Origin of the sequence: Terriglobus sp. YAF25, assembly GCF_052113305.1 — a bacterium.
In the GTDB taxonomy this organism is placed as follows: Bacteria; Acidobacteriota; Terriglobia; order Terriglobales; family Acidobacteriaceae; genus Terriglobus.
The window spans coordinates 1-11,190 of the sequence record NZ_JBFRCY010000075.1; the positions used below are offsets into that span (position 1 = coordinate 1).

14 protein-coding genes are annotated in these 11,190 nt (G+C 59.9%); 6 read left to right on the forward strand and 8 right to left on the reverse strand.

The genetic code is table 11. The features are described 5' to 3' along the window. From AB4043_RS04745 to AB4043_RS04755, 3 genes are all read right to left on the reverse strand, one after another. Positions 1 to 1,067, reverse strand: a 1,067-nt coding sequence (locus tag AB4043_RS04745) for an NAD(P)/FAD-dependent oxidoreductase (RefSeq protein WP_442306588.1), incomplete at its 3' end; no start/stop codon positions are given. After that, positions 1,064 to 1,774: a methyltransferase domain-containing protein gene (locus tag AB4043_RS04750; RefSeq protein ID WP_442303185.1), complete on the reverse strand. Its 711-nt coding sequence runs from the start codon at positions 1,772 to 1,774 to the stop codon at positions 1,064 to 1,066. The genes AB4043_RS04745 and AB4043_RS04750, both read right to left, overlap by 4 nt. Continuing rightward, positions 1,764 to 2,822 carry a type III polyketide synthase gene (locus tag AB4043_RS04755; protein WP_442303186.1) on the reverse strand — a complete coding sequence of 353 codons (1,059 nt, stop codon included), beginning with the start codon at positions 2,820 to 2,822 and terminating at the stop codon, positions 1,764 to 1,766. The genes AB4043_RS04750 and AB4043_RS04755 overlap by 11 nt, the downstream gene beginning before the upstream one ends. A 207-nt stretch (positions 2,823 to 3,029) precedes the next feature. Here AB4043_RS04755 and AB4043_RS04760 point away from each other — a divergent pair, with 207 nt between their 5' ends. Next, positions 3,030 to 3,650, forward strand: a complete 621-nt coding sequence (locus AB4043_RS04760) for a heme NO-binding domain-containing protein (RefSeq protein WP_442303187.1) — start codon at positions 3,030 to 3,032, stop codon at positions 3,648 to 3,650. Positions 3,651 to 3,653: 3 nt separating this feature from the next. On the opposite strand, the gene AB4043_RS04765 is transcribed toward AB4043_RS04760, so the two are convergent. Genes AB4043_RS04765 through AB4043_RS04775 form a run of 3 tightly spaced genes read right to left on the reverse strand, consistent with a single transcriptional unit; the run spans position 3,654 to position 5,318 of the window. Next, entirely contained in the window at positions 3,654 to 4,745 is a 1,092-nt protein-coding gene (locus AB4043_RS04765; RefSeq protein WP_442303188.1) for a DnaA N-terminal domain-containing protein, read from the reverse strand. Beyond that, positions 4,746 to 5,135, reverse strand: coding sequence for a helix-turn-helix domain-containing protein (locus tag AB4043_RS04770; protein ID WP_442303189.1), 390 nt, complete (start codon positions 5,133 to 5,135; stop codon positions 4,746 to 4,748). It abuts the gene before it with no gap. A gap of 3 nt (positions 5,136 to 5,138) precedes the next feature. Beyond that, positions 5,139 to 5,318, reverse strand: coding sequence for a hypothetical protein (locus tag AB4043_RS04775; RefSeq protein WP_147649922.1), 180 nt, complete (start codon positions 5,316 to 5,318; stop codon positions 5,139 to 5,141). Between the two features lie 63 nt (positions 5,319 to 5,381). Between AB4043_RS04775 and AB4043_RS04780 the strand changes: the two genes are divergently transcribed. Together AB4043_RS04780 and AB4043_RS04785 are read left to right on the forward strand one after the other, a co-directional pair. Further along, on the forward strand, positions 5,382 to 6,110 hold the full coding sequence (locus AB4043_RS04780) for an XRE family transcriptional regulator (RefSeq protein ID WP_442306589.1): 729 nt from the start codon (positions 5,382 to 5,384) through the stop codon (positions 6,108 to 6,110). Positions 6,111 to 6,548: 438 nt separating this feature from the next. Further along, on the forward strand, positions 6,549 to 7,073 hold the full coding sequence (locus tag AB4043_RS04785; protein WP_442303191.1) for a hypothetical protein: 525 nt from the start codon (positions 6,549 to 6,551) through the stop codon (positions 7,071 to 7,073). Positions 7,074 to 7,183: 110 nt separating this feature from the next. On the opposite strand, the gene AB4043_RS04790 is transcribed toward AB4043_RS04785, so the two are convergent. Further along, positions 7,184 to 7,519, reverse strand: a complete 336-nt coding sequence (locus tag AB4043_RS04790) for a PadR family transcriptional regulator (protein ID WP_442303192.1) — start codon at positions 7,517 to 7,519, stop codon at positions 7,184 to 7,186. A gap of 375 nt (positions 7,520 to 7,894) precedes the next feature. Continuing rightward, on the reverse strand, positions 7,895 to 9,364 hold the full coding sequence (locus AB4043_RS04795; RefSeq protein ID WP_442303193.1) for an FAD-dependent monooxygenase: 1,470 nt from the start codon (positions 9,362 to 9,364) through the stop codon (positions 7,895 to 7,897). Positions 9,365 to 9,460: 96 nt separating this feature from the next. Here AB4043_RS04795 and AB4043_RS04800 point away from each other — a divergent pair, with 96 nt between their 5' ends. Genes AB4043_RS04800 through AB4043_RS04810 form a run of 3 tightly spaced genes read left to right on the forward strand, consistent with a single transcriptional unit; the run spans position 9,461 to position 10,642 of the window. After that, a complete protein-coding gene (locus AB4043_RS04800; protein WP_442306590.1) occupies positions 9,461 to 9,691 on the forward strand; it encodes an FAD/NAD(P)-binding protein in 231 nt (76 codons plus the stop codon). Next, positions 9,688 to 10,113 (forward strand): hypothetical protein, encoded by a 426-nt coding sequence (locus AB4043_RS04805; protein ID WP_442303195.1) that lies wholly within the window; start codon positions 9,688 to 9,690, stop codon positions 10,111 to 10,113. Before AB4043_RS04800 ends, AB4043_RS04805 begins: the two co-directional genes overlap by 4 nt. Further along, the gene (locus AB4043_RS04810; protein WP_442303196.1) at positions 10,103 to 10,642 is read left to right on the forward strand and encodes a DinB family protein; all 540 of its coding nucleotides are present in this window, start codon (positions 10,103 to 10,105) and stop codon (positions 10,640 to 10,642) included. Before AB4043_RS04805 ends, AB4043_RS04810 begins: the two co-directional genes overlap by 11 nt. Positions 10,643 to 11,190: the final 548 nt, after the last annotated feature.

The window sequence follows — 11,190 nt, forward strand, 5'->3', positions numbered from 1 at the left end:
ATCCACGCCATCGCGCCGGGATAAAGACGAAGCGCCTGTGCCAGCGCCGGTATGGAGACCATACACCGCGAGAGCGCAGTACCAAATCGTACGGGCCGCTTCAGTTGCCGCGCCAGCAGCGCCTGATACGCACGCGCCGTCACGCCGTGACGATATGCATCCGCGGCGAGAAAGGCGGAGTGCAGCGCAATCGACATGCCGTCACCGGTGAACGACGGCATCACCGCGCCTTGATCGCCGAGATACCACGGGCCATCTTCTGTTGCCGTTCGCCGATACCCATACGGAATTGATGACAGCGTAATCGGCCTGGAACGTAACTGCGTTGCGCCCGCAAGTCTGCTTGCTAAATGAGCTGACGATGTCATGGCATGTGTGAGTACGCGGTCCCACTCAGCTGCACTGCGTTTCAGCTCGGACTTCGTGAGCAACAGGCTGAGGTTGGCGCAGCCCTCTCCAACAAGTTGCAGCCCGGCATAGCCGCCGGGGAAGAGAATCAGCTCCACCCAGCCACGCAGGTGCTGCTCTTGTTCTGCGGACAGCCGGAAGTACATCTTGAAAGCGACAAGGTCGTTCTGCGAGCCGCCGTTACGTTTCCGCCCACGAAGATCGTACTTACCCGTGGCGACGAAGGCATCCTTCGATGTTTGTTCAGCGCCGTCGCTAAGACGTACGCGCCATTCGCCAGGTGCGCCCGTAAGTTGCTCTACACTTGTTCCCCGCACGACAGCAACGCCACTTTCAGACGCACGCTGCAGCAGGCACTCATCGACGATGCGGCGAGGAAGAGAGAGACCAGGGAAGGGGAGTGCACACTCGGCCAGAACATCCCTCGCCGCCAGCCGGACTCGATCGATCGTGACCGCTCCAAGTACACGCAGATCGACCCCTAGAGCAGCAAGATAGCGAGCTCCTTCTTCGCTGAAGAACTCACCGCACATCTTGTCTTGCGCTGCAGCTGTCTTCTCAAACAGCATCACGGTACGGCCTTGCCCGGCGAGCAACGTGCCCAGCGCCGCGCCGGCAGGTCCTCCTCCGGCGACGATGACATCGAGCATCGCGCTCATAACTTCCGCCTAGAAACACACAGCCGGGCAAACGGTTTTTCTTCAATGCGAATCTCGCTCATCGGAAGCCCTGCGGCGGAACACATACGCTGCCAGTCCTCCGCCAGAAATGCTCTGCGGACCGATATCGGCCCGTCATGACGCACGAAGCGATGCCAGCGCAGGGCCCAGGCCAGCACCTTGAAGCTGTAATACGCCTTGGCGCTGCGGCGAAGATCGTTGATAAGCCATCCGCCGGTGGCCGTCGCCTCCATCCATGCCAGGAGGCGCACGATCTGATCTTCGGTCAGATGATGTGTCAGCAACGAGCTGACGATCAGCGTTGCAGGCCCCTGATACGTGAACACATCGCCGGTCATCCACGCAATGGCAGAGTCCTTCGGCGTGAACTCCTTCGCCGCCTGGGCCGCATGCGGATTCAGATCGATTCCTGTCAGGTGCACGCCACGCCGGCGGGCTGTCTCCGAAGCTTCCACCGCGCGCAGCAGGCCTCCGCCGCCGCTGCCCACATCCAGCAGATGAACCGGTCCGTTGCAGTGCTGCAGCGACTCCTCAATCCATGCAAGCGAAGGCGTGTACCCCCCCAGCACACGGTTCACCTCTTCCAGGTCGCGCAGGCATTCGCGAAACGTTGGATAGGAACATGGTTCATCCATCCACTCCGAAATGTGAGCGCGCTGGGTGAAGTCCTTCCGTTCAGACCGCATGGAACTCCATCGTCTCCGCCGTGAGCCCCGGGCCAAACGACATCGCCAGACCTTTCTCTCCTGCCTGTGCCGAGCGCATCAGCTCCTCCAGAACAAACATCACCGTCGCGGAAGACATATTGCCATAACTGCGCAGCACATGACGCGACGCGGTCAGCGCTTCAGCCGGAAGTCCAAGTCCGTGCTCCACCGCATCCAGAACGGAGTTGCCGCCGGGATGAATCGCCCAGAGCGAAGTACCGTTGTTTGCAAGTTCTCCGCCAGCCTGCCGAAGCCACTTCTCAATCTCACCTGGCACCTGTCCTGAGAGATGCATCAGGAAGCCTCCATCGCCGATACGCCAGGTGATCAGATCCCGGGTGCCATCGACCATCACGGTGCGGAACGCATCGATAGCCAGACCGCCGGGCTCGGCCGAGATCAAGCTGACAGCGCAGCCATCGCCGAAGATCAGGAACGACAGCACCTCAGCCAGATCCTGTGACTCTTGCAGATGCAGTGTGCACAGCTCCAGGTTGACCAGCAGAACACTCTCATCCGGTGCGGAGCGGACAATGTGCTGCGCCTGACGCAGGCCGTTGATGGCGGCATAGCAGCCCATGAACCCGACCATCGTCCGCGAGACCTCGCGCGACAGACCGAGATAGTCGATGATCGCGAAGTCCAGCCCCGGCGCATAGTGGCCGGTGCATGAGGTCACGATCACATGGCGAATGCGGCCGCGTTCCGCCTGCGTCAGATTCAGCCGGTCAAGCGCTTTGTAAAGCAGCCGCGGAGCCCAGCGTTCATAGACACGCATACGCTCCTCGGTGCCCGGAAAGCTGTTGAGCTGGTAGAACTCATGCGCATTCACCGCATCGTCCGCAAAGGGCGGGACAACCTGCAGTACGGAGTAGCGGCGATCGATCTCTGCCTTCGCCGCCATGCGATGAAAGAGTGACCGTGCGCGGTCATCCTGCAGCAGTTTGCCGGCAAAGGCGACGAAGGCTCCATGGACCTCATGCTCCGGAGCCGCTGTTGCAATGCGATGAATGAAAGCCTGGGTCACGATGTCTCAGTATCTTAGACGCTCGCCTTTTAGCGGTTGAAAAATATGGATGTAACTCTCTTGTCATTGCCGCTTATATCGCCGGGTGCCCCACCCTCGCAACGCTAGGGTGGGCTAGGACCGCCACCACGCTATAAGCCCTCTAAATCACCCCCAAATCTTTCGTACCGTGCCCATGGTTCGATTTGCTCCAACCTCTCTCATCCCATGCCTCCACCCGCCGATGAGGCGAAGAAGTATCCGAGGGAAGTAGCTGTGAAGGGCATCCTATTTAACTGGCTTGAAGAGATCGTCACCGCAGAGTTCGACTCTGATGTGTGGGACGAGCTGTTGGATCAAGCCGGCAGTGATGGCATCCATGCCTCGTTCGGCAGCTATCCGGACGACGAGCTGATTCGCCTGGTGCAGGTCACTGCCACGAGCCTTGGCAAGACCGAAGTGGAGACCTGGCGTTGGCTTGGCCGCCGAGCTGCGCCTCTGTTGGCCATCCACTATCCCATAGTGTTCGCAGCGGCAAATACACTGCGGGATCTGTTGCTCGATCTGGATGTGGAAACGATGAACATGTCAGAGGTCCTCCCGGATTTCACCGTTTGCGAGGGCGACAATCAGACGCTGCTGGTGGGCTACAGGTCACCCATCAATCTCTGCGGACTGGTCGAAGGCCTGACCCAGGGCGCAGCAGAATACTTCGGCGATGTCATCGAGATCGACCGCCTGAAGTGCGCCAATCAGGAAGATGAAACATGCCTGTATCGCGTGCGCTTCCTGAGCTCAGACCACGAACCTCTTGATGTAGACGATTCGAAGTTCGTCCTATTTCTGTAATTCCTATCCTCCACCATCTCCAAAGATTATCCGTATGGACGGAACAGTGTGGGGGAGGAAGCGTTTGAATTGAAACCGGTCAGGCACCTGTCCAAACGCTTCATTGGGAGCAACCAGAATCAACTGCGCGTCTTTGATTCCGGCAGTTCCCAGCGGCTTGATCCAGGTATCGAAGCTCTGACTGTCGAGCGACTCCTGCAGTCGTGACCGCATCGACTGCCAGACGGTATACCCGGCATTCGCGTTCGCGCCCTCAAGGAGCTCGAACTCCGCCTTTCGTCGCTCCGCCTTTGCCCTGGCTTCCTCGTCAATCTCAGACTGCCGGTAGACACCAACCGTGGCTTGACTGGTGACTGCTGAAGAGGCTCCGTCCTTCCACGGCCACAGCGTTGCATCGCGCCAGTGTCCTTCGCCGAAGAAGCGTGCCGGTCCCCAGGTGATCTGCAATCGCGGCCGTGCCTGGTTGAAATGGCGGAAGCTCTCGACGAGCGTCTCTCGCAGCTTCTCCGGCGCCGCGCCTGCCTGGAGTTCAAGCTTGCAGACATCAGTGAGGGTGCGGAGTAGATCGTCTCCGGAGAGTCGCAGCTCATCGAGGACTCCACGAGCTAAACCGGCGGCGTCAACGCGTGGCCGTCCGCGTTGCTCCCTTCCTTTCCTTTCCCCTTCCCTTCCTTTCCCTTCCGCTGGTGCATGCGTCAGGGAATCTTTGTCCGCGTCCTGCACGCGTGGCTCACGTGTGGGGGACACGTTGTCTAACTGCGGAGGAGGCGGAAGCACGCTCTGCGACTCGCGGTTATTGATCACCTGGTGCCTGTCCCACGAGGGGATGACGCCGTAGCGTCTGCCGTCCACCTCGTAGGTGTTGAGGAAGCCACGCGTCTCCAGCGCGTCGAGCACCTGGGCAAAGTCCACCGGATCATGCGGAAGTACATCGGTCTTCAGCGTTCGCGGCTTCCACTCGAAGCGACCGTCGCGGTCGGCCACGGTCCACAACCCGGCGAAGGCGATGCGGACGGGAAGCCCAGTCTCCTGCTCCAGGTCGAAGAGGTCCTCATGTTTGAAGAAGTCGGGTTTGATGGTGCGGATACGCGCCATTTACACCATCCCTTGTTTCTGCAGGAAGCGCTCGAACTGCGGCGCCGGTGCGAAGAGCACATGCAGCGGAAGATTCAGCGCCTTGGCATAACGCTCCAGCGTTTCGAGCGTGACCCGCGAGCGTCCCCGCTCCATCACCGAGATGAACTGCTGCGAGACCTGGGCGCGTTCTGCCAGCTCGGGCTGGCTGAAGTGCCGGCAGCGCCGGACTAAGCGCAGGCGCGTGGCCATCAGGCTTGATGCGGCGACTGTTTCTGGCTGTTCAGGTTCGGGCGGCGGCGAAGGAGGCAGAAGGTCTCCGCTGCAGCGGCGGCAGCGCTGGGTCTGAGTCATATATTGCTGCATGCGGCAGCGGGTGCAGCGGATGATCTCGCGGGAGGATGTTTCCACGGTTCAGGCCTCCTCTTGGTCGAAGAGCTCCGGATGAAGCTCGTATTTCAACTGCATCAGGCGCTTGGGGGGCAGCGGCGCATCGCTGGGCCACTGGGAGACCGCGGCTCGGCTCACGCCGAAGATCCGGGCCATCTGCGCTTGGTTGATTCTCAGCAGGGTAAGCGCCTCTTGTTTCGTCATAGAGAGACGATAAGCGTACTAACCAAATTAGTCAATAACTCTAATCGAAAATTGTGCAATTCTATGCTAAGTTTGATTAACATGCAGACCTTTGGACATCGGATTCAGGCGTTGCGGCGAGAACTGGGTTATTCGCAGCGCAAGCTGGGAACGCTGATCGGCGCCACCGGGCCGACGATCTTCAACTGGGAGTCGGACACGACGCAGCCTGACCGCATCCGCCGCTCTCTGCTGGAGTCGGCGGCAGAGGCGCTGAACACCACCGTCGACTACCTGATCTGGGGCAAAGGCGACGCTCATCCGAACGAGCCGTTTCCCATGCAGCGCGTCCGCGCCGAGGATGATGGTGAATATCAGGATGACGACGAGGGCGAGGTTCGCATCCCGGTCTACGACGTCCGCCTGCAGGCCGGCCCCGGAGCACAGCCGCCGGAGTTTATCGAGACCCTGGAGCGGCTCACCTTCAAGAGCTCCTGGCTGCGCAAGAAGCGCCTGCGTGAAGCCGACCTGCGCATCGTTACGGTGGAGGGCGACAGCATGGTTCCCACACTGTGGGGCGGCGACAAAGTCGCGGTAAATATCAACCAGCGCAACGTCGTCGACGGCCGCGTCTTCGCGCTTGCCTACGGCAACGACCTGCGCATCAAACGCCTCTTCTGGCTGGCCGACGGCCGCCTGCGCATCGTCAGCGACAACAAGGCCTACGCCGAAGAGATCGTCAACAGCGAAGAGATCGACCGCGTCGTCATCATCGGCCAGGTGATGCACAAGATGGGGGAGGGCGGGTTATAGCCCGCCTGTTGAATGGTTGAATTGTTGAATAGTTGAATGGTGCGCGGGCGATTGAATGATTGAAGAATTGAATGATTGAATAAGGCGCCTATCGGCGCCGGGATCTCCGTTGCCCCATTCTTTGTCGAAGACAAAGGTCCGCCCCGCCTGGGTGCCCCGTCCTCGCAACGCTAGGGCGGGCGGAGAAGCCACGACTCTTTCACCAATCGCATCCACAATATTTCGTCAGAGCTTGGAATTCGTGGCTCCTGGAACCCACCCTAGCTCCGCGAGGGTGGGGCACCCCGGGAGGGGAGAATTGATAAAAATATCGCTTAGCGCTCTTGCTAAATTTGATTAGTATGGTTATCATTTGTTTATCGCGTTTATCGCAATGCTGATAAGCGCGATGTACACACGATGCCTGTGCTGGCACATCCCGACGCGTTGGAGCGGCGAATGGCTGCCTGGGAGGCTGAAGCCGGTTGCCTATGGCGCAGCTATCTGGAAGCCGACCGGCGCCGGGCGGTGATCCTGGCCCGCTACCGCTCCACCTGTTGCGAGCGCGAGCGCTACTGCCACTGCGATCTGCAGCTCTTCGGAACCGCCGAGGAGAAGGAGGCGGTAAGTGCTCTGGACGCTGCGGCGAAGGATGTGCTGGCACGCCGCATCGTGTACTGCCGCAGACTGGACCGCGCCCGCCGCGTCCTCGCACAACGCAACCGGCCCAGTCTGCGGCTTCCAAGATCTTCTTCAAAGGAGTGCAGAGTCTTTATGCCAGTTATCGGTCTTCGCGTCGTCGGCCTGGAGTCATGGGAGCCACAGGAGTTCATCGCCTCAACCCGCATCGTGCGCGACAGCGACGCCACGGACGCTCCGTCTCACGAACTACTGAACGGCCCCAACCTCTCCGTACCGGAAGAAGAGTTCCGAAGCCTGCGAGTCGGCAGGACGTACCGGATCCAGTTGGTGGAAGCGAGCTGAAAGTAGTTGCTAGTTGCTGGTTCCTGGTTGCTAGTTGAACTCCCATACACCGTTTGGGCACCCAGTGTGTGGGTTCTCGATGAGAAACATGCTTGACACCAGAGTGGCTGTTACGCCTCTTGGCGGAGAAGCCTGGCTACGGCGGAGGATCGCCGGTTCCAGTCCTCTTCTTCCAACTCCAACTGTTTCCTGCCCGCGCGCGTAAGCATGTAGAACTTCGCACGGCGCGAGTTCTCGGTGTTCTTCCACTCTGCATCGAGCCAGCCGGCACGTTCCAATCGCTGCAGCGCCGTGAGAAGGGAACCGGGGTTCACCTTGAACACTCCGCGGGAGACCTGTTCGACGCGGCGGGCGATGCCGAAGCCGTGCATCGGCTCGAGACTCAGAGTCTTCAGGATCAGCAGGTCGAGTGTGCCCTGGATGACATCGGTGTTCTGCTCAGTCATGGAACCAAGCTTGGCAGCTTCACGTCTTGATTGTCAAGATGTGATCGTCATGGGGACTTTGTCCGCCGTGGCAGGGTGGTAGGGGATAGATTTGACCTCAGCGGCTAAAGCCGCATTCCTTTCTGCGCCGGTACGGCATGGCTGAAGCCATGCCCTTAAGCAAGACTAAAAACCCGTTCGCGCAACGCGCGAATGCCTTGCTTAAGGGGACGGCTTCAGCCGTCCCGTATCAGCCCCAACAACAGCCGGCTTTAGCCGCTGAGGGCAATRTATCGGAGAAGATACCGAAGTTCGCCGAACCCACATCTGGCGATGAAACCGCCAGATATGGGGCACCCAGTCTGTACCTTGTTGAAATTAATCTGAACCTACACGCTACGCTTCCGCAGCAGGTCCAAACCACATCGTCAGTGCATCAACGAGTCCCTCTTGCGTCGAGTCTCCCACCCAGGCCACATATCCATCGGGACGCACCAATACGGCAATGGGAGCAGTGACGACTCCGATCACCGGAAGTTCCCACGCACCCGTGTACTTCGCATCGACCAACTGAACCCGATCCTTCCACGGAGCGATGTCGAAGCTGCCTTCACCGAAATTAATCAGCACCGGCTGGGCATCGTGCAGCAAAGTGAAGACCCGCAACGAGCCATTTGCGGTGACCAGATCAAGATCAGGCATACGGCGGCCGAGCAGGGGATGTCCTTCGCCGAGGTTGTAATGGACGTCGAGGCCCGATACCTCCGCGGCCATTCGTACGCGCGGTTCGTCCATGCGGAGGAACTGCGAGACGTACTCAGCCAGGGCCTTCGAGCGTTCGTCCTGACGGCGCAGCGCGACATGCGCCATGGTGTTGCGCAACACGCGAGCAGCGACCGGGTGACGCTCGGCGTGATACGTGTCCAACAGGTGATCCGGCGAGATCCGCTTCACTACCTGGGCGAGCTTCCATCCCAGATTCATCGAGTCCTGCACGCCGATGTTCAAGCCCTGTCCGCCCATCGGGGGATGCACGTGGGCAGAGTCGCCGGCCAGCAGCACTCGTCGATCGCGATAGGTCGCAGCCTGCCGTGTCATATCGGTGAATCTCGAGACCCAGTTAGGACTATGAGCCCCGAAGTCGGTCCCGTAGATTCCGATCAGCGCTTCACTCACATCGCGCAGTGTCGGTTCGCTTGTACCCACCTGCGGTTCGGTGAGTACGACACGGGCGCGTTTTCCATCGTCAAGCTTGCCGATTCCGTGAATGCCGACGGCGTTGTTGCGGAAGCCCCATGCCGGCTCCTCGGTCGTCTGGATCTCGGCGATCAGCCAGCTTGTCGTTGCATCCGAGCCGGGGAACTCGATGCCAGCTGTTTTGCGGATCAGGCTGCGGCCTCCATCACATCCGACCAGATACTCCGCCCGCAGCGATCCGCCGTCGGAGAGCATGACATCGACGCCGGTATCATCCTGCGCGAAGCCGGTCACGTCGCATCCGCGATAGATCGGTACATCCAGCTCACAGATATGTTCGGCGAGGATGCGTTCGAAGTGGTTCTGCCATAGTGCGAGCGTGTAGTTATGCCGGGAGGGGAGATCGCTGACCCGCAGAGGAGTTTCGTGGAAGCTCATCATGTCGTGCGGTTGGCCCTGTGCGATGAACCGTTGCGCGATTCCGCGCTGGTCCAGCACCTCGATCGTCCGCGAGTGCAGGCCGCCTGCGCGTATCCCCTCAAGCTCCTGGCTGGTGCGCCGCTCGACAATGGCGACATCGACACCCGCCAACGCCAGCTCACCTGCCAGCATCAGTCCCGCCGGACCTCCTCCGGCGATAACTACTGCATGCGATCCATTCGATTTCATATCCATTTTGCCTCCCAGGTTCTGAGTACAGCCTGCCGATTGTGCGGCAAAACCCGGGCCTTGCGGCAAGCCCCCCGGCCTGCGATATCCTAAGACGTGCCGGCTGGCAAGATCAGTGCTTTGCGCGACGAGCCCGATCATTTCCTGACGTGGCTGCGAGCGAACCATGATCCGCACGCGGAGCCCATGATGGCGCAGCCCAAGACCTTCGCACCGCGTGCCGTCTTCGGGAGATACATTCAGTCGCTGCTGGCCTCTGTCTCCGGGATCGGGTATCTCCGCGCCAAGGTGGTCGATCTAAACTCGCGCGAAACAGAGCGATATTGACCTGCCACGACGGCAGAACGCTGGAAGCGCGAGCCGTCGTGCTGGCGTTGGGTAATTTCGATCCGGCCCCACTTCCCGGCATCGCGCAGCAGGCGCGGACGGCCGGTGTCTACCGGCATAATGCCTGGGCTGCTGACACCTTCGACCGGCTCGATCCGGAGGCCCCGGTCACCTGTAGGGAGCGTTGGAGCATTTCGGAACTTCCTCATGCGGCAGGCAAACGATATCGCGCCGAGACGCACGAAGAAATAAGCGGAGTGAGCGGTGCGCTTCCGGGCTACCTGGTAACAGGGGACATGTTCTGCGAGTACAATTCGGTTCACACTCATCCAATGGTTCTCGGTCAACATACGAGCACATTCGCCGCTAAATCCGAACCGCCTGCACGCGCAGGTAGAAAGAGTACAAATCATGAGACATAACAGAATCGCTTCGCTTGCGTGTGGGCTCTTCCTTGTTGTCGTTCTCGCCGCTTCGGGTCTTCGTGCCCAAACGGCCGCCGCACAGCCAGGCTTCCAGAGTGCGTACGCATCGGACGCAGATCGGCTGTCCGGAAAGTTCGTCGGCCTTGCCGGAGCAATGACCGGCAAGTATGACTGGAAGCCGGGTCAGGGTGTTCGCTCCGTCGGCGAAGTCCTCAACCTGATCGTGATGGAAAACGGAATGCTCACCCGCGTGATCACAGGCGCCGCTGCTCCGTCAGGCCCCAAACCGGAGCCGATCACCGACCCCACCAAACTTCAGGCCGCACTGAAGAGCTCGTATGCAGATCTGCAGAAGGCCATCAGCGGCCTCTCCGACAGCGACCTCAGCGCACCGGTTAAGCTGTTCGGCAGGGACATGACCAAGCAGAGCGCGATTATGTTGCTGCTCTCAGATCAGCATGAGCATCTTGGCCAGTCGATCGCTTATGCCCGCATGAATGGTGTCGTGCCACCGTGGTCGAAGTAGTTGATAGCATCTCTGCGCCGCGGATGCGGCGCAGAGATGGTTGGTGTTAGTAGGTGTATCGACAATTTCGTTTCTGTGTTTGGTTAGGGTTTGCCGGTCTTCCTAACCCACCCTAACTCTGTGAGGGTGGGGTACCCGGGCGAAGAAACGAGAAGCAGATTTCTCCGCTGCGCTTCGAAATGACAAAGCAAAAGGTGCCTGGCTCCGAGCGCTGAAGGCGCGCTCTATACCAGCCTGGGGCAACGCCCCAGGTCTCGGATAGTTAAGAGGTTTGAGGGCTGAAGGCCCGATCTATAATCCTCACGCGAAATCGCTGAAGAATTCTTGCTCGGGACAGGAAAGGCCGGGCCCAGGTCCCTTGAGGGACCCGGGGCACCCGGTGCATGGGTATCGCGAATATGTCGATACCCATTGAACTTTAGCGGCTCCAACTGCGTAATGCCTTCTATTCGTCGCAGGGAACAGGGAGGACCGCCCATGCAGTTCGTGATACCGAAGTCATTCCTGTACCTTCTGCTGCTGGGTTCGACCGCAGCTTTCTCCCAGAC

What these genes read in the sequence shown, in the direction of transcription:
- AB4043_RS04750 (WP_442303185.1), bottom strand. Translation starts at nt 1,774, where the DNA reads ATGCGGTCTGAACGGAAGGACTTCACCCAGCGCGCTCACATTTCGGAG.
- AB4043_RS04760 (WP_442303187.1), top strand. Translation starts at nt 3,030, where the DNA reads ATGCCTCCACCCGCCGATGAGGCGAAGAAGTATCCGAGGGAAGTAGCT.
- AB4043_RS04765 (WP_442303188.1), bottom strand. Translation starts at nt 4,745, where the DNA reads ATGGCGCGTATCCGCACCATCAAACCCGACTTCTTCAAACATGAGGAC.
- AB4043_RS04775 (WP_147649922.1), bottom strand. Translation starts at nt 5,318, where the DNA reads ATGACGAAACAAGAGGCGCTTACCCTGCTGAGAATCAACCAAGCGCAG.
- AB4043_RS04780 (WP_442306589.1), top strand. Translation starts at nt 5,382, where the DNA reads ATGCTAAGTTTGATTAACATGCAGACCTTTGGACATCGGATTCAGGCG.
- AB4043_RS04785 (WP_442303191.1), top strand. Translation starts at nt 6,549, where the DNA reads ATGGCTGCCTGGGAGGCTGAAGCCGGTTGCCTATGGCGCAGCTATCTG.
- AB4043_RS04790 (WP_442303192.1), bottom strand. Translation starts at nt 7,519, where the DNA reads ATGACTGAGCAGAACACCGATGTCATCCAGGGCACACTCGACCTGCTG.
- AB4043_RS04795 (WP_442303193.1), bottom strand. Translation starts at nt 9,364, where the DNA reads ATGAAATCGAATGGATCGCATGCAGTAGTTATCGCCGGAGGAGGTCCG.
- AB4043_RS04810 (WP_442303196.1), top strand. Translation starts at nt 10,103, where the DNA reads ATGAGACATAACAGAATCGCTTCGCTTGCGTGTGGGCTCTTCCTTGTT.